This window comes from Enterococcus sp. DIV0546, assembly GCF_051712785.1.
GTDB classification, from domain to species: Bacteria; Bacillota; Bacilli; order Lactobacillales; family Enterococcaceae; genus Enterococcus; species Enterococcus faecalis.
Genome location: NZ_JBIOPO010000001.1, coordinates 727,292 through 744,632, shown reverse-complemented (window position 1 = coordinate 744,632; position 17,341 = coordinate 727,292). Strand labels below are relative to the sequence as shown.

Below are 17,341 nucleotides of genomic sequence, written 5' to 3'. Positions count from 1 at the left end.
AGTGATGATTACTCATGCTTAAAAACTTGTTCTGTGCGGTTGTAGCTGTGGAGACCACAATTACAACACTAACTATAATAACAGAACCAGAAAACCTCGTCAATATAAACTCTCTATTTTCTTCACTTTCTCTCTCCAAAAAAACTTCTTCTGTTATTTAAATTTCCGATTGACTTTCTAACACTACTTCCATTATAATTAGCTTTGTTGTGTTACAACTATTGTCATAGTAGCTCAGCAGGATAGAGCATCCGCCTTCTAAGCGGACGGTCGGGGGTTCGAATCCCTCCTGTGACGTAACGATAACAAAAGCGCCTCTTAGAAACAAGGGTTTCTAAGAGGCGCTTTTGTTATTCCAAGTTCATCCTAACCTAGTTTAACTTTCTACCAACTTGAAGTACCTCCACCTCCACCAAAACTACCACCTCCGAAACTGTCACTGTAGCCATCATCAGAAGAACCCTCGTTGCTTGTAACCCACCAATCATGACGATTCGCATACATACTAGTCTTTTTTAGTTGCCTGTCAGAACGTGAACTTGCTAGAAATTTAGCAATAGACACATTTCCATAAGCAAAACGCATATCATAGTATTCAGGATACGTAGTCTTAATAAATCTTATCGGGTAGAAGGATTTTGAAGCTTTTTTGTTGGTAATCTTTTTTTCTCTAATTTTTTTCCGCAATAATTTTTTTTCAATTTTATATTGCTGGTTGTCTAAATCGTTTGCTAATTGTTTTAATGATTTTGATTTTTCTGAACTTACTTGCTGGATATCTTTTAAAAACCTACGGATCATAGAATCCAGGTGCAATCTATTTTGTAAGCCAACACCTATTGATTTTATATAACCAAATAAGAAAAAGACCGGAATCAAAAAATAGACCAGACTAACCATGGGTACTAAAGAGTCTTCGTCTTCTAAAAATGTCAGAATCTCTGTGATTAGTGTGAAAACTGTCGAAGGAAACGACTGCTCTGATAAACTAACTTGAACATAAATAATCAGAGTCGCCGATACCAAAAAAGGATGTTTTAATAAAATCGAAAGAGGAAACAAAATAATTTTTAGGCAAGCAGGTATTAAGTTATCATTAATTCCACTAATCCGACACGCAGGCAGTTTCGTTTCTGGAACTTTTTCCCAATACACTTCACCTATTACTAAGTTCTTGATTAATTTTTTGTACATTATTAATGACTTCTTCGTTCAAAATTTGTGCATTATCTGAAACAAAAAGATGATTTTGATTAATTTTTACTACGACATCGTCTGTTGGAGCTGAATAAGTCCTTTCAAATCGTTTTAAGAAACTCATTCACAAATAGATCCCTATTAAAAGAACAGCTAGATAAACTAAATTCTTCATTACAATACTTTTTACTTTTATTTTTCGATACTCCCCCACGCTCATTTGTAATTCTATCCCTACTTTATTTTTCCCATACACTGATTTTTTCTCCCTTCCACTCCTACCGAATGTTCTAGCTCTGATTTTCCACAGAGCTAAATAAATTTTTTTGTATTAAAAATTTATTTTCTTAATAGTTAGTATACCGAATATAGACGTTCAAATCTCTATCTTTTTAACTAATTTCTGTTAACACGCATAAAAAAGAACGTAACGCTTAGTTGACAAACGTTACGTTCTTTTCAGATAACTAGTTAAACAAACACAAGAATATTGATTTTTACAGCTCGTTTTCTAAAATCTCAATCCGCTCATCAAAACTCAACTCTTGATAGATTTGGTGGAGCATCCACATGTACCCATACGGATCAATAAACAATGAATTTTTGAGCGCTCCTTCCATCATTTCAGTAATAGGCTGTACTTCTTGACAACCGTTTTCCATTGCCAGTTGATGTGTCTCTTCAATATTTTCTACTGTTATATTAAACCAGATAGTATTGGGATGTTCTTGGGTTGGTGATTTTAAACCATATTCTTCATTGGCATCTAACATGTGAAACCTCGTGCCATAAAGTTGAAAAACCGCTTCATTCATTCCGATAGGGTATTCGGTTGCTTCCACTACCTCTATTTCAAACACCTTTTTATATAAGGCAAGCGCCTTAAGGCTATCACTAACAATAAAATCGATTTCTGTCCCTTTAATCATTTGTTTTTCCTCCTTCAAAGCTACTAACTGTTGATTAATTTTTTTAATCTTTTGCTCCTCCATTTGAATTAAATGTCGCGATTGATCTCGTTTTCTTAACAAAATAGTTTCCAAAAAAGAAGCATCCTTAAGTTTTCTCAAAGTTTCTGCCATCTCTTCAACTTTAAACCCTGAATCTCTTAACAGTAAAATTTGTTTCAATAAAGGAATTTGATGTGCGCTATAATAGCGATATCCTGTTTTTTTATCAATTTCATTTGGAACAAAAATTCCTGCTTTTTCATAATGACGCAGCATCCGTGGGGAAATATCCATTAACTTGGCAAATTGCCCAATTTGATACATAGAGTCTCCTTTTCATTCAATTGATATTCTTATCATAAACCTTGACACCATGTGAAAGTCAATGAAAAAGTTTCTATACCATATATTCTATATATTTACACTAGCTATAACCGTAAATTAAACAAACTTATCATTATGGAGCTAAGATATTTGAAGTCTTCTTTTAAGCATTAATTTCTACTTCACCACTTATTATATTTTAATATCATTTTATATTTATGTTTTTTATATGAATTAAAAAATATAAACTAAAAATATATAAATTAATAAATATGTTTTTTAGAAAAACGGTTTAATCTCTATTTTAAAAGCAAATTCACCTTTACATATCAAAAAAAATTTGCTAACATTTAAATACCACTTATGTGGAATAATTATAAAGGAGATATTATTATGAAAGAATTGGAAATGAAAGAATTGGTTGAAAAATCTGAAAAATTAGCAAAAATCAATGACTTATGGTATTTTGTGAAATCCAAAGGTGGCGCTTGGATTGCTGGTTCAGGAAAATAAATCCAGTGAGTGCATTAACAAAATAAAACTGAACAGCTTTCTAAGTGAAAGCTGTTCAGTTTTATTAGATATTAATGAAAGAAGGTGTGAATCTTTTGTATGAAAGTGTTGTTGTGAATTTAGGTGCAAGATGTAATGCTTCTTGCGAGCATTGCTGTTTCTCTTGTTCACCTACAAAAAAAGAAGCATTAGATAAAAACGAAGTGATCAACTTAGTAGAGAATTTTTCAAACAATCCAAAAATAAAAACTATCTCTTTTACTGGTGGAGAAATATTTTTAAATTATCCCTTTTTATATAGCCTATTAAAAATAGTTAATTCCTCTGGAAAAATCAGTACTTTAATTTCTAACGGTTTTTGGGGAAGAGAAATTGAAACAGTAAAAAAATATTTTTTAGATATGAATAGAATGGGAGTTACGAACCTTTCAATAAGCCATGATGATTTTCACTCAAAATTTATTAAAACTGACTACATAAGAAATATTTTAATAGAAAGTAGAAAATATCCCGATATTCAAATCACTGTAAATATAGCTGTTAGTAAAAATAGTACAGGAGATAAAATAATCCACGATTTAGGAGAAGCTATTTTAGGAATACCTGTGACTAAATTCCCTTTAATTCCTGTAGGAGAAGCCAAAAATATAAATGATGATGAATTTCAAAATATTTATTCACTAAGTCATCCTAATCAACTAAAATGTCCAGGTTTTGAACCAGTCTATCATTTTAATGGTAATGTTTACCCTTGCTGTTCACCTGCTATTTTTGATACTGCACTAATTTTGAACGATGAATTATATCAGGATTTTGATAAAACAATAACAAAAATGAACTCAAATTTGTTATTATATATCATGAGAAGAGAAGGTTTCAGTTGGTTCATCAATATAGTTTCAAATAATAATGAATTTTCTCATATAAAAATTAATAAAGAATTTTCATCTATCTGTAGTATTTGTCGTCAATTGTTTAAAACAGAAAATAACATTAAATTACTTACGCCATATATGAGGAAATATTATGAGCAAATGTTATAAATATACAGATGAAAAATATGAGGTTTTTGTTGAAAATTCCGTATTTATTAAAGATAAAGAAAATAATGTATATTTAAAAAGCGAATTGAAAAATTTACCAAAAAGTATACAAGAATCACTAAACGAATATACTCCTAAGGTGACTGTAATCAAGTTCGCATCAATCATCACGTTCTTTATTTTTCTTCTTTTTATAAATGTGATTCTTTTAAACCATTCTGATACAAAAATACAATCAATATCCGCTAATCTACACCTTGCCTATGTCTTCCTATTTTTCTATCTTTCTTTGAATATTTTTATACATGAATTAGGGCATATAAAATCTTTAAACTACATTGGAAAAAAACATCAAAAAATTGGATTTAAGATGAATTATTATATTTTTCCAGCAATCTATGTTGAAATGAATGAAATTTATCTTATTTCAAAAAACGAAAAAATAATAGTTCATTTAGCTGGATTAATTACAAATTATCTAACCATTAACTTTATTCAGGTCATCAATCTCTTATTTTTAAAAAATAAAATACTCGACAGTTCATTCATTTTTTTTTCATATGCGTTGTTATGGAATCTAGTTCCTGTGTTAAACTCTGATGGTTATAAAGTTTTAATCACGTTATTCAGTGTAGATGAATTAGAAAATAAAAGAAAAAATCACTTGATTGTAAAGCTAATACAAGCAATTAGTTTGTTATTGGTCATTGAAACAGTCATTAGTTGGTTTGTGTGAGGTGACTAAGTTGTTAGAACTAAATGATTACACATTGAAAATAAATAATAAATTACTTTTAGAACATACAAAAGTTTCATTTAGAAAAGGGGTGATTAATCATATCTTAGGGAAAAACGGTGTAGGGAAATCACAATTTGCTAAGGATTTATTGTTAAACCGAAGTGGTTTAATCCCTTCTGAAATAAGTAAAAATGTTACGATTATTTCAAGCTTTTCTAATGTCCCTAACGATTTAAAAGTCTGCGAATTATTTATTCTTCTAGAGAAAAGATTTGGTTTAGATTCAGTCGCACACTTGGCTCATTCTTTGCACGCTACAAATATTTCTAAAACTTCCTTAATTGGACAATTAAGTGATGGACAAAAACAAAAACTAAAATTACTTTCTTTTTTTCTGGAAGATAAATCAATTATTGTATTAGATGAAATTACCAACGCCTTAGATAAACAGACAATTAATGAAATCTATCTATTTCTACTTGCATATATAAAAAATCATCCTAAAAAAATTATTCTAAACATCACACACAATTTATCAGATTTAAAAAATTTAAAAGGCAACTATTACTTAATTGAAGATTTCAAAATGATTCGTTTTACTAATCAAACTGAAGTTATTCAGAAGTATATTGAGGGGTGAAATTTTGGAATTAAAAAAAACGATTTCCAACAAAATAATGATTATTTTAATTGCAATTATCGTTGCAATCTTTGCAATGGGATGGATTCTACCTATTGGCATCGATAAAGTAACTAGGTTAAGTTACCGAGAATACTTATTTAGTACATATACTGTATTTACACAATTTGGCTTTCTAATGTTTTCGTTTCTAGTCTCTTTCTTTATTAATAAAGAGTACTCAGGAAAAACAATTTTATTTTATCGTATGATGAATACCAATAGCCTTACTTTTTATATAAGAAAAGTTTTGACACTTACGGTAGAGACCCTAGGCAGTATTCTAGTTCTGTTATTTATCGTTTCCTTTATTTTTATGGATTTTTCTGTAATTCTACAAATGTTTTTTTTATTATCGATGATTTCAATTCAGTATATTTTAATTGTTGCGTTGATCAGTTTTTTATCTGCTAACGTTCTTTTATCTATCGGTTTTAGCATACTCTATTGGATTACAACAGTACTTTTTGTTGCAGTTGGTGGATTTTTACGTTTTTTTGCAATATTTGATGCTTCAAACGAATTATATCTAAACGTCCAGAATTTTTTAGAAGGCTCAGAAAACTCAATTAGTTTTGACCACAATTTATTGATTATCTTGTATATTATAGTTCTAACAATCATCGCGCTGGCTATTGCAAGGGTAAATAATAAACGTTGGCTAAGACTAGGAATATAAACGACACCCACTTCGCAGATAGGATTCATCTACTTATTCGAGACAATAGATTAAATCAAATAAAATACAACTAGTTGAAACTAAAAAAGCATCAATTTTGATACGCCCCAAACTGATATTTTTCTAAACTTTGGGGCGTGTAATCAAAATACAAGCTTCTTAGTGTGGCACTGGATATTTCACCGCATTTTTCTTCAACTTTTCTTCGATAATTTCGTCCAAATCAAACCCTAAATTATCAGCCATCATGTAGGAGTAAATGAGAACATCAGCCAATTCTTCTTTGATTCGTTCTTCTTGTTTGATGCCTTCTTCTGCTGTTTTCCATTGAAAAAGTTCTAACAATTCTGCTGCTTCTAAACAAATTGAGAGCGCCAAATCTTTTTCATTATGGTGGGGGCGCCAATTTCTTTCATCTCGAAATTGATTAATTTTTGCCATTGTATCCATCTGTTCTCCTGCTTTCTTATTCATTTGATGGCAACTGAAACCCATCGAACGTTTCACCATCATAGTATTTTAATAACTGCTCTGTAGACAATAACGAGGAAGTTATTTCTTCCTCTTCAACAACTGCTTGATTCTCTTCTCTATACAACAAATAAGCCTGTAAAAGCTGTTGGTAAAGTTTTTTTCGTGAAGAGGCTTCCGCTGAAAGAAACGTTAATTCTTTTAAGTGTCCGCGATAGACAGGCAAATCATCAACGAATTCGATTGGTAATTCTACTACAGTTAACTGAAATTCTTCAAAGATTTCTTCGTACATCTGCCATTCCTTCTTTCTGTCTATATTGTTTTGGGGTCATGCCCATTTCTTCTTTAAAACGTTTATAAAAAAAGGCTTTGTCTTGATAGCCGATTCGTTCAACAATCGTTTGAATCGATAAATCTGTTTGCTTCAAGTAGTTTTTCGCCAATTGGATTCGGTAGGCTAAGACAATTTCCGTAAACGTTTTGTTTGTTTTTTCTTTTAAAAAATTCGATAAGTAATTCGGATGAAAATGAAATTTAGCGGCGACTTCTGCTAAAGTGACATGTGCAATCTGTTGTTCAATATACGCTAAAATCACCTCAACACGTTGATGATTCGACAAATAATTATCTTGCATCTTTAAAGCTTCTCTAGGCAGTTGACCTAGTTCCACCATCAGCAAAATAAAGGCCGCTTTGGTCACTTTATTATTAAAATAGGCCATTTTCACAATTTGTTTCAGTAATAATAGCGAATAGACGTGAACATCCGAATTTGGCTGGCTGGCAAAAACGAAATATCGAGGAATGTTTTCAAATTCACTGCTAGCAATTTCTGTAAAAAAACGATACATGACTGGCTCTTCCGCCAGCTGATTTAAGAGCGTATCAAGAAAATAGTGCTTTTTAAAATAAAATATAATCATAGACATTCCTTGCCCCTGATAGCTAACAGAGGTGGCCTCATTGACAATCATGACTTGGCCAGCCGAAAACGAACACCTTTGTTGATCCAAATAAGCATAGCCGTCTTGCTCTAAACAATACAGCATCCGAATAAATCCTTTCGGAACGTCAATGGTTTCCGAAGATGCCAGCATAAAGCCCGCAATTTCTCGATGTGGATTTTCCTTAAATTGCGCTACTTCATTCCCAAGAGCATTAGTAGTGGTTAAATAACAATCTAAGGTCTCTAAAAACTGATAAAATGCTGCATATTGCTCTTCTTTGCTTGCCAATTAATCACCTCATAATCAAACACTTTTTACTTTACTCCCTCTATTTTTTTCTTTGGCGTTTCCTTCTATACTAGATACATGGTAACACGAAAAAAGAGATTCAACAGTTTTTAGGAGGAATTTTTTATGAAAATTAGTTTTATCGGTGCTGGAAATATGGCATCCGCCATTGCCAAAGGTGCGCTAAAAAAGCAATTTATTGCCGCAGAAAACCTTTATTTTTATGATATTCAAGTCGAAAAAACCGCCGTTTTTGCAAAAGAAATTGGTGCACATGCGGTTGCATCACCACAAGAAGCTATTGCAGTAGCTGACTTAGTTATTTTAGCGGTGAAACCACAATTCGTTCAAGCAGCTTTACTTGAAGCTAAAGAAGCAATTTTAGACAAGCAACCGCTAATTGTTTCCATTGCAGCAGGTACGACTATTGCAGAATTGTATCAACTGTTTGAGACTACCCAACCGCTTCGTCTTGTTCGTGTGATGCCCAATATGAATGCATTGATTGGCGCAGGTGCAGCCGCTGTTTGTGGCAATGCCTTTACATCCACTGAAGACATCCAGACTGTTTTATCGTTGTTTCGAGCAGTTGGCCAAGCCTGGGAATTAGAGGAACAGTATTTTTCGATTTTTACTGCTATTGCAGGTAGCACTCCTGCGTATGCTTTCTTATTTATTGATTCGATTGCCCGAGCAGCCGTTAAAAATGGTATGAACAAAGAGTTAGCCTTAGAAATTGCCACACAAGCTGTACTAGGCAGCACTCAAACTTTGGCAAATAGCACAGAGAATCCTTGGACTTTAATCGACCAAGTCAGTTCTCCTGGTGGAACCACGGTTGCTGGGATTGTCGAATTAGAAAACAATGCGTTTATTTCAACAGTCATCAAAGGGATTGAGGCCACCATCCTTCGGGATCAAGAATTAGCCAAACAAGACTGAGAAGAATAGTTACATGAGCGAATAAATAAGAAAAAGCGCTGAAAATTCAGCGCTTTTTCTTATTTTAGTTGAATGAGTAAGCCAAAATGATCACTGACTATCGGTGTTTTCCTACCATCAAAAATTACTTCATATTTTCGTACGTGCCACTGTTTTGGAACAAATGCGTAGTCAATCCGCAAGGCTGCTTCATTTTCTTCCCAGCCATCTATTTTTTTCTCTACTGTAGCTTCACCGCTTATCTCTTCCGCTACAACAAATGCATCTTGAATCGGCAAGTAACTATTTTCCACTAATTGATAGCCAGTTGTACCAGCTGGGTTGTTTAAATCGCCTAAAATGACTAACGGTTGTTGCCCCATCGCTAAGTATTTCTCTAATTGTAGCCATTCATAGGCAAAACCTGTACAGGGTGTTTCCCACCAAGAAAAGTGACCAGAGACAACAGTAAGCGTACCTTTTGAACTCTCTGTCTCCGCTACTAAGATTTTTCTTGTTCGATAATTCGTTGGTTCTTGGCTTTCTGAAATAAGGAGAGCTTCACTAGTCAACGGACATTTCGAAAGTAGTGCGTTCCCTTCTTCATAAATAGCGTAACCAACGTGGCTCATTTCCCAACTCCAATAATAGTATTGGCCTTTTTCAGCTAGATATTGAACGATTAGATATGCAAAATTATCTTCATGGATCGGCGTTTGGGTCGCTATGGGACAAAAAGTAGTTAACTGTTCTAACGGCACTTTCTTGGAAGCGACTTTCTGATTCACTTCTTGTAAGGCAATTATTTCACTTTCAGAAGATAAAATCACCTTGGCAATCTCCTCTAATTTTTTTAATGGTTCTTCTTCTAACCAGCTATGAGTATTGATTGTTAAAAGATTCATCTTTTCCCCTTCTCTTACATGTTATTAGGTCTGTGAGTGGGACAAAAATCACTTTGGATTTTTGCTTCACGCGCAAAACCTGATAAACGGCGGGAACAGAACCAACTCCTTCGGAAATAAGCCGAAATTATCCAAAAATTAAAAAGCAATTTCCGGAAATTCCTTCTTATTTCTCGGAGTTAAACGGTTCTGTCCCGACCTCATACCTAATCATTTAAATTTCAATCTGTCCGATCACAGTTCCCGCAGTGGTGGTTCCTAGTTGATTAATAACTACTTGTTCCACTTTGTCGCTGTTTGTAAAAGCGACAATAATCGTTGTTTCTTTGCCAGCTTGTTCAATCACATCCAAGTTCATTTTAGCTAGTTTCGTCCCAGCTTTCAATGATTGTCCTTCTTTAACAAAAGATTCAAAAGCAGGTGTTGCCATTTCAACTGTATCAATTCCCATATGGACAAGTACTTCAATACCTTCTTCTGTTTGTAGCCCAATCGCATGTTTGCTTGGGAAAACACTTAGGACTTTCCCCGAAATTGGTGCCACCACCTCTCCTTCTAGAGGCTTAACTGCAAATCCATCCCCCATCATTTTTTGTGAAAAGACAGGATCATTGACTTGCGCCATTGGAATAACTTCCCCTGTCGCTACAGCCACGAAATCTTTTTTCTTGCCTAAGAAATTCGTTGTTGGCACTCCTGCTGTACTTTCTGCTATAACTGGTTCTGGAATGTCAACGCCGGAAGCTAATAAATCTTCAATATCGGATTTTAAAACATCGGCTTTTGGTCCATAAACGGCTTGAACGCCATTATCTTTCACAATCAAGCCCATTGCACCTGCCCGTTTCCACGCCTCTTCCGAACCGACTTTTTCTCGATCCTTTACACTGACACGTAAGCGTGTCATACACGCATCAACTTCTTTGATATTTTGTTTACCGCCAAGTAAGTAGACAATTTGCGCGATTTGCTGATCGACAACGCCTGAACCAGCCGCGCCAGATGCGATTTCTTCGCCGTTATCATTGTCATAGTTTCCATTTCTTCCAGGTGTTGCGTAATTAAATTTTTTAATTAAGAAATTCGCTAAGAAATAAGTGACAACACCAAAAATGATGACCATTAAAACAAAATTGATTAAATCGCCACCTAAACCAGCTTTTATTGCTAGCGGTGTTCTTGTTAACAATTCAATATTTCCAAACGAATGCACACGCAATGGTAAAATATCAGCCATTGCAAAAGCAGCACCTTGGATCACGGCATAAATCACATAAAGCGGCACTGCAGCAAACATAAACATGAATTCTAGCGGCTCTGTCACACCAGTTAAGAAAACAGCTAAAGCAGCAGAAAAATACATTGATTTATATTTAGCTTTTTTATCTGCATCGACATTACGATACATCGCCAAAGCCATCCCCATTAAAATCCCTGAAGAACCAATCATTTGGCCTACTTTGAATCGAGCTGGTGTCCAATTTTCTAAGACAAACTGATACTTGCTCATATCACCAGCGCCTTTAAGATTCACTAAGTCTGTTGCCCAAGCCAACCATAAAGGATCTTGACCAAAGACTTGGGTTCCAGCTTGTGCGCCAGATAAAATTTCATACGTTCCACCTAATTGTGTATAGTTGATTGGAATCGTCAACATATGATGTAACCCAAAAGGTAATAACAAACGTTCCAACGTTCCATATAAGAATGGCGCTAAAATAGGTGCACTGTCTTGAGATTGCGCAATCCATAACCCAAAATTATTAATTCCCGCTTGAATATTTGGCCAAATAAGTGCTAATGCAATTGAGACAATTGTTGACCACAAAATAACGACAAATGGGACAAACCGTTTACCATTAAAAAATGATAGCGCATCTGGTAATTTCCGATAATTGTAATACTTGTTGTAAGCCATCGCACCGACAAAACCAGCAATAATCCCTACAAAAACACCCATATTTAATGCCGGAGCTTCTAAGACACTTGTAAAGAATCCCTTCACCATAATCTTGGTGCCAAATAAGGTATGCGTGAAAGCTTGTTCATCAGCCAACATTTCATTTGTTACACCAAAAATGGCTCCAGTAATACGGTTGATTAAAACAAAAGAAATCCCCGCTGCAAATGCGCCACCTGCACGATCTTTGGCCCAACTGCCACCTATTGCTAACGCAAATAGTAAATGTAAGTTGCCAATAATTGCCCAACCGATACTCTCCAGAACTCCGCCTGTTGTTACTAACAAGCCTAAATTAGGATCGATTAAGGGAAGCGATTTCCCAATACTAATCATTAAACCCGCTGCGGGCATTACTGCCACAACGACCATTAAAGCTTTCCCGAATTTTTGCCAAAACTCAAAACTAAACATTTTTTTCATTCCTGCCACTCCTTACGCAATCGGTTTCGTTATGTTGCCATTATATACTCCTGTTTCCTTTTTGTAAATGCTTTAATTTCAAAAATATTGTGGAAAACAACTCCCTACTACTTAATCCTTTTTTTATTTTGTCTTTTAATAAAGTAAATAAAGCTCCTTCTATCCTACCTTTGTTTCAGCTTTTATTCATAAGATTACACTTTTTAAGCATTGACTATTGACTAATGCAATCGGTTGCGTTTATGATAGACCTATCAATAAAATCACTGAGGGGGATTCTCATGAAACAAATCAAACGTTTATTCCAAATTGATCCTTGGATAATCCGTACTACACACTTAGATAAAGAAAATTTACGTTTACAAGAATCATTAACGAGCATTGGCAATGGCTATATGGGGATGCGGGGAAATTTTGAAGAACACTATTCTGGCGACCACCATCAAGGAACCTATTTAGCAGGTGTTTGGTATCCAGACAAAACACGTGTTGGTTGGTGGAAAAATGGTTATCCTGAATATTTTGGCAAAGTGATTAACGCAATTAATTTCATCGCAATGGACTTACAAATTGATGGACAAACAATTGATTTAGCCACTACACCTTACGAAGATTTTTCTTTAGAATTAGACATGCAAAATGGGGTCCTTTCTCGGCAATTCACCATCCAAACACCGAAGAACAAAGTGCGCTTCTCTTTTGAACGTTTTTTAAGCTTAGAAAAAAAAGAAGCAGCTTACATCCACTTAACAATTGAAATGTTGGAAGGTACAGGCACAATCACTCTTCACTCAAAATTGGATGGCGATGTTCAAAATGAAGACAGCAATTATGAAGAACATTTTTGGGAAGAAATGGCTATTGAAACACAAGAAACACTTGGCTTTGTTACGACTAAGACCATTCCTAACAACTTTGAAATAGAGCGTTTTACAGTGACTGCAGGCATGCGCCATTTCATCGATGGAGCCTCTGTTGTGCCTACATATACACAACAGCCCTTGGCTTTAACCGCAGAATTGACAGTGTCTTTAAACGAAGGCGAAACGACCGCCATCACAAAAGAAGTGCTTGTCGTTACCAGTCGTGATGTGCCAGAAACGCAACAAATCACACGAGTAAACGAATTATTTTCAGAAATGACTACCTTGTACCCTGAAGCAAAAGCTGGGCAAGCTGCCGCTTGGGCAAAACGTTGGCAATTAGCTGATGTTGTTATTGAAGGAGATGACGAAGCCCAACAAGGCATCCGTTTTAATCTTTTCCAACTTTTCTCAACCTACTATGGTGAAGACGATCGTTTAAATATCGGACCAAAAGGCTTTACTGGTGAAAAATATGGTGGTGCCACATATTGGGATACTGAAGCATATGCTGTCCCACTTTACTTGGCGTTGGCTAAGCCCGAAGTTACTAAAAATCTACTGAAATATCGCCACAATCAATTGCCTCAAGCCATTCATAATGCCCAACAACAAGGGTTAAAGGGTGCGCTTTACCCAATGGTTACTTTTACTGGTGTCGAATGTCATAATGAGTGGGAAATCACTTTTGAAGAGATTCACAGAAATGGTGCGATTGCTTATGCGATTTATAATTATGTCAACTATACAGGAGACGAAGATTATCTAAAAGATGCTGGTCTAGAAGTACTTGTGGCAATCGCTCGTTTTTGGGCAGATCGGGTCCACTTCTCCCAACGTCATAAACAATATATGATTCATGGCGTAACGGGGCCAAATGAATATGAAAATAATATCAACAATAACTGGTATACCAATACCATCGCTGCGTGGGTTCTACGTTACACCCGTGAGTCTTATTTAAAATTCCAAGAAGAAACAACGCTCAAAATTGCAGACGACGAATTAGCTAAATGGGCAGACATTGTAGAAAATATGTACTTCCCAGTGGATAACGAATTAGGCATTTTTGTACAACATGACACTTTCTTAGATAAAGATTTAATGCCAGTTTCTGATTTACCACTTAGTGAGCTGCCTTTAAATCAACATTGGTCATGGGATAAAATTTTGCGGTCTTGTTTCATTAAACAAGCCGATGTTCTTCAAGGAATTTATTTCTTCAATGATGCCTTTTCTTTAGAAGAAAAACGCCGGAACTTTAACTTTTACGAACCAATGACTGTCCATGAATCTTCCCTTTCACCAAGCATTCATGCTGTGTTAGCTGCTGAATTAGGCATGGAAGAAAAAGCAGTGGAAATGTATCAACGAACAGCGCGCCTTGACTTAGATAATTACAATAATGATACAGAAGATGGCTTACACATTACCTCAATGACTGGTAGTTGGCTAGCGATTGTTCAAGGTTTTGCCCAAATGAAAACGGACCATCAACAACTAAAATTTGCACCCTTTTTACCAGCGACATGGACAGCCTACTCGTTCCACATTAATTACCGGAATCGTTTACTATTTGTTGAAGTTGCAGCAGACCAAGTGGCCTTCACTTTACTCGACGGCCCTGCAATTCCATTAACTGTTTACGATCAAAAATACACATTAAAAGATCGATTAGTTTTACCGATCAGAAAGGAAGAAGTTCATGTTTAAAGGCGTTTTGTTTGATTTAGATGGCGTTATTACTGATACAGCAGAATTTCATTACCACGCTTGGAAAAAATTAGGGAACGAAATTGGAATTTCCATTGACCGTGTTTTCAACGAACAACTGAAAGGTGTAAGCCGCGAAGATTCTCTGCAGTTACTGTTAAAATACGGAAAAAAAGAAGGCACGTTTTCTTCTGAAGAATTTGCCCAGTTAGCGCAACGGAAAAACGATTATTACTTGGAAATGATCCAAGCGATTACGCCTGAAGATGTCTACCCAGGAATTCTTTCTTTATTAACGGAATTACGTGAAGCCAATATTAAAATCGCCTTGGCTTCTGCAAGTAAAAATGGGCCTTTTCTTTTAGAAAAAATGCAATTGACGCCCCTTTTTGATGCCATTGCTAATCCAGCAGACGTCCAGGCAGGTAAACCCGCTCCAGATATTTTCATTTTAGCTGCGAAAGAAATTGATTTGACACCAGCAGAATGTCTTGGCATTGAAGATGCCAAAGCTGGGATTCAAGCGATTCTTGCTAGTGGAGCGCAACCTGTTGGCGTTGGCCGCAAAGAAGAGTTAGGCGAAGGGTTGCCTATCGTGCCAGAGACGAGCGCTTTAACGTTTGATTACTTAAAAAAAGTGTGGCTTGATCATGAAGGATAATCGTATCACCGTAACCGATATTCCAAACACAAACTTAAAAAAAATTACTTTGAAGAACGACTTTTTAGAAGTCGTTCTTCTCAATTATGGCGCGCGCCTCCATCAACTTTTGATGCCAAACAAAAATAATCATTGGGAAAATATCCTTTTATCGTATGATTCGTATCAAGATGTATTAAAGGATCAAAGCTTTTTTGGTGCCACTGTTGGACCAGTTGCTGGACGCATACGTAATGGCCATTGGCAAAATGGAATATTAGAACAAAACAGCGACGGTCATCATATCCATGGTGGCTCAAAGGGGTGGTCTTTTCAATATTGGACAGTCGAGCCCTTTGAAAAAAAGGATATCATTGGCGTTGCTTTTCATTTAACCGACACCATTTCTGGCTATCCTGGACCAATTGAGGCCACCATCACTTATCAGCTAGAGGATAATCATTTACGAATGATCAGTACTGGACGGAGTAAACAGGAAACACTTTTTAATCCTACGAACCACGCCTACTTTAATTTATCTGGCGATGGAAAGTTAGACATTCTGTCACATTTGCTATCTTTGAACTGTCAAGGTATGTTAGAATTAGACGATAATAAGCTGCCTACTGGACGGATTTTACCAGCTTCTGAACTATCCATACGTTTTAATGAACTGACACCTATCGAAACAATCCTCCAACGCTATCCAACTGGGTTAGATGATGTTTTCTCCTTAGTTGGCTCTGACTTAAGACAGCCACAATTATGCTTACAAGAGCCTACTTCTGGAAGAAAAATGACGATAGCAACAACGAACCAAAGTATGGTATTATTTTCTACGACTGGTTTTGAGGCTCCATTTTCTATTAATGGACAAGCGATGCATTCAAACTATGGCTTAGCAATTGAACCACAAGAGTATCCTGACATTGTTCATCATCCTCAGTGGGGCTCTATTTTATTACCAGCTAATAAAAAGCAAACCTACCAAACGGTTTATCAATTTAACCTTCTATAATCACTAAGAAAGGCGTGGCAAAAATGGCAATTACAGTAAAAGATGTCGCTAAGAAAGCGGGGGTTGCAACTTCAACCGTTTCGCGTGTCATTAACGATCATCCAAGTATTTCTGAATCGACAAAAAAGAAAGTGCGAAAAGTCATGGATGACTTAGGCTATGTGCCAAATATGACGGCACGGAATTTGGGTAAACGAATTTCAAGTGCCATTGGCGTAATTTTACCTCCTTTAGATTCGAAAGAACGGTTAGGGAATCCATTTTATTTAGAAATTATGGAAGCCATCAACGAGGAAGCCCGTCTTTATGATATGACTACTGCTATTGCAACTGCCAAAAGCTTTGATGTACTATTGGAAAACGTTAAAAGAATGCATCTTCAAAAACAAGTGGACGGTTTTATTCTTGTGTATTCAGATAGTAAGGACCCCGTCATTGATTACTTATATGAAAACAACATTCCCTTTACTTTAATTGGTCAACCTTACCAACATGAAACGGAAATAGTTTACGTGGATAATGATAATCAATTATTAGGGAAACAAGCGACGGAATTTTTAATTGAAAACGGCCATAAAAATATTTTATTTGTGACCAATACAACGCATGAAAGTTTGTACTTTGAACGTTACTTTGGTTATCAAAAAGCAATGATGATGCAAGGATTAACTGTTTTACCAAGCGTTGCGTTAGAAAAACCTGAAGATTACATGGCTTTCGATGACATTCTTCATCAAAATAATGCCACGGCGTTGGTGGTGATTGATGATATCTTTGCTTTGCGGACGATGCAACTTGCGCAAATCTATGGTTATCAAGTTCCTGAAACGTTATCCATTATTAGTTTTAACAACTCAATCTTTTCAACATTGACACATCCTTATCTAACAAGCATTGACATCGACACGTCAGAATTAGGTCGAATGGCGATGAAAAAATTATATGAATTAATCCACGAAGAATTGACGAATGGTGTCCGTCTCGTTATTCCTCACAAATTAATTAAGCGTGAAACAGTTATTCCTATTCATTAAAAAAGAAGCGTAAGCAGTTTAACACTGCTTA

17 protein-coding genes, 1 tRNA gene, 1 pseudogene and 1 other annotated feature (1 of these 20 only partly in view) are annotated in these 17,341 nt (G+C 35.5%); of the genes and pseudogenes, 11 read left to right on the top strand and 8 right to left on the bottom strand.

Annotated features, from left to right (window positions below; translation table 11 throughout):
- Positions 1 to 51 (bottom strand) — a sequence feature (ribosomal protein L21 leader region) (it extends 25 nt beyond the left edge of the window).
- Positions 52 to 223: 172 nt separating this feature from the next.
- Positions 224 to 297: transfer RNA gene (locus tag IGJ24_RS03580), tRNA-Arg, on the top strand.
- Positions 298 to 384: 87 nt separating this feature from the next.
- Here IGJ24_RS03580 and IGJ24_RS03575 read toward each other — a convergent pair.
- From IGJ24_RS03575 to IGJ24_RS03565, 3 genes and pseudogenes are all read right to left on the bottom strand, one after another.
- Positions 385 to 1,194: a hypothetical protein gene (locus IGJ24_RS03575; protein ID WP_289865468.1), complete on the bottom strand. Its 810-nt coding sequence runs from the start codon at positions 1,192 to 1,194 to the stop codon at positions 385 to 387.
- A 500-nt stretch (positions 1,195 to 1,694) separates the two neighbouring features.
- Positions 1,695 to 2,126, bottom strand: coding sequence for a VOC family protein (locus IGJ24_RS03570; protein ID WP_002370677.1), 432 nt, complete (start codon positions 2,124 to 2,126; stop codon positions 1,695 to 1,697).
- A 144-nt stretch (positions 2,127 to 2,270) separates the two neighbouring features.
- Positions 2,271 to 2,471 (bottom strand): annotated as a pseudogene (locus tag IGJ24_RS03565) (MerR family transcriptional regulator); the annotation flags it as partial.
- Between the two features lie 363 nt (positions 2,472 to 2,834).
- Here IGJ24_RS03565 and IGJ24_RS03560 point away from each other — a divergent pair.
- From IGJ24_RS03560 to IGJ24_RS03540, 5 genes are all read left to right on the top strand, one after another.
- A complete protein-coding gene (locus tag IGJ24_RS03560; RefSeq protein ID WP_002383388.1) occupies positions 2,835 to 2,984 on the top strand; it encodes an epipeptide YydF family RiPP in 150 nt (49 codons plus the stop codon).
- An 86-nt stretch (positions 2,985 to 3,070) separates the two neighbouring features.
- Positions 3,071 to 4,027, top strand: a complete 957-nt coding sequence (locus tag IGJ24_RS03555; protein WP_002378121.1) for a YydG family radical SAM peptide epimerase — start codon at positions 3,071 to 3,073, stop codon at positions 4,025 to 4,027.
- On the top strand, positions 4,011 to 4,763 hold the full coding sequence (locus IGJ24_RS03550) for a hypothetical protein (protein WP_241689676.1): 753 nt from the start codon (positions 4,011 to 4,013) through the stop codon (positions 4,761 to 4,763). Before IGJ24_RS03555 ends, IGJ24_RS03550 begins: the two co-directional genes overlap by 17 nt.
- A gap of 1 nt (position 4,764) precedes the next feature.
- Positions 4,765 to 5,406 carry an ATP-binding cassette domain-containing protein gene (locus IGJ24_RS03545; RefSeq protein WP_002385078.1) on the top strand — a complete coding sequence of 214 codons (642 nt, stop codon included), beginning with the start codon at positions 4,765 to 4,767 and terminating at the stop codon, positions 5,404 to 5,406.
- Positions 5,407 to 5,443: 37 nt separating this feature from the next.
- The gene (locus IGJ24_RS03540; RefSeq protein ID WP_164980838.1) at positions 5,444 to 6,124 is read left to right on the top strand and encodes a peptide ABC transporter permease; all 681 of its coding nucleotides are present in this window, start codon (positions 5,444 to 5,446) and stop codon (positions 6,122 to 6,124) included.
- 159 nt (positions 6,125 to 6,283) lie between these two features.
- Here the strand turns inward: IGJ24_RS03540 and IGJ24_RS03535 are convergent, their stop codons facing one another.
- From IGJ24_RS03535 to IGJ24_RS03525, 3 genes are read right to left on the bottom strand one after another with little or no spacing between them, the layout of a single operon-like run.
- Positions 6,284 to 6,598: a nucleotide pyrophosphohydrolase gene (locus IGJ24_RS03535; protein ID WP_002363321.1), complete on the bottom strand. Its 315-nt coding sequence runs from the start codon at positions 6,596 to 6,598 to the stop codon at positions 6,284 to 6,286.
- A complete protein-coding gene (locus IGJ24_RS03530; protein WP_002395680.1) occupies positions 6,591 to 6,890 on the bottom strand; it encodes a hypothetical protein in 300 nt (99 codons plus the stop codon). The genes IGJ24_RS03535 and IGJ24_RS03530 overlap by 8 nt, the downstream gene beginning before the upstream one ends.
- Complete coding sequence (locus tag IGJ24_RS03525) at positions 6,871 to 7,833, bottom strand: helix-turn-helix domain-containing protein (protein WP_061100746.1); 963 nt, start codon at positions 7,831 to 7,833, stop codon at positions 6,871 to 6,873. Before IGJ24_RS03525 ends, IGJ24_RS03530 begins: the two co-directional genes overlap by 20 nt.
- A 126-nt stretch (positions 7,834 to 7,959) precedes the next feature.
- Here IGJ24_RS03525 and proC point away from each other — a divergent pair, with 126 nt between their 5' ends.
- Positions 7,960 to 8,775 (top strand): pyrroline-5-carboxylate reductase, encoded by an 816-nt coding sequence (gene proC / locus IGJ24_RS03520; RefSeq protein ID WP_129194094.1) that lies wholly within the window; start codon positions 7,960 to 7,962, stop codon positions 8,773 to 8,775.
- A 59-nt stretch (positions 8,776 to 8,834) separates the two neighbouring features.
- Here the strand turns inward: proC and mapP are convergent, their stop codons facing one another.
- Both mapP and IGJ24_RS03510 read right to left on the bottom strand, forming a co-directional pair.
- Positions 8,835 to 9,659 carry a maltose 6'-phosphate phosphatase gene (mapP, locus tag IGJ24_RS03515; RefSeq protein ID WP_129194093.1) on the bottom strand — a complete coding sequence of 275 codons (825 nt, stop codon included), beginning with the start codon at positions 9,657 to 9,659 and terminating at the stop codon, positions 8,835 to 8,837.
- Positions 9,660 to 9,873: 214 nt separating this feature from the next.
- The gene (locus tag IGJ24_RS03510) at positions 9,874 to 12,042 is read right to left on the bottom strand and encodes a PTS transporter subunit IIBC (protein WP_002368190.1); all 2,169 of its coding nucleotides are present in this window, start codon (positions 12,040 to 12,042) and stop codon (positions 9,874 to 9,876) included.
- A 281-nt stretch (positions 12,043 to 12,323) separates the two neighbouring features.
- On the opposite strand from IGJ24_RS03510, the gene IGJ24_RS03505 reads away from it, so the two are divergent.
- From IGJ24_RS03505 to bopD, 4 genes are read left to right on the top strand one after another with little or no spacing between them, the layout of a single operon-like run.
- Positions 12,324 to 14,618 (top strand): glycoside hydrolase family 65 protein, encoded by a 2,295-nt coding sequence (locus tag IGJ24_RS03505; RefSeq protein WP_289865467.1) that lies wholly within the window; start codon positions 12,324 to 12,326, stop codon positions 14,616 to 14,618.
- On the top strand, positions 14,611 to 15,279 hold the full coding sequence (pgmB, locus tag IGJ24_RS03500; protein WP_002355844.1) for a beta-phosphoglucomutase: 669 nt from the start codon (positions 14,611 to 14,613) through the stop codon (positions 15,277 to 15,279). The genes IGJ24_RS03505 and pgmB overlap by 8 nt, the downstream gene beginning before the upstream one ends.
- Positions 15,269 to 16,276 (top strand): aldose epimerase family protein, encoded by a 1,008-nt coding sequence (locus IGJ24_RS03495; RefSeq protein ID WP_002379196.1) that lies wholly within the window; start codon positions 15,269 to 15,271, stop codon positions 16,274 to 16,276. The genes pgmB and IGJ24_RS03495 overlap by 11 nt, the downstream gene beginning before the upstream one ends.
- Positions 16,277 to 16,299: 23 nt before the next feature.
- Entirely contained in the window at positions 16,300 to 17,310 is a 1,011-nt protein-coding gene (gene bopD, locus IGJ24_RS03490) for a LacI family transcriptional regulator BopD (protein WP_002358859.1), read from the top strand.
- The last annotated feature ends 31 nt before the right edge of the window (positions 17,311 to 17,341 follow it).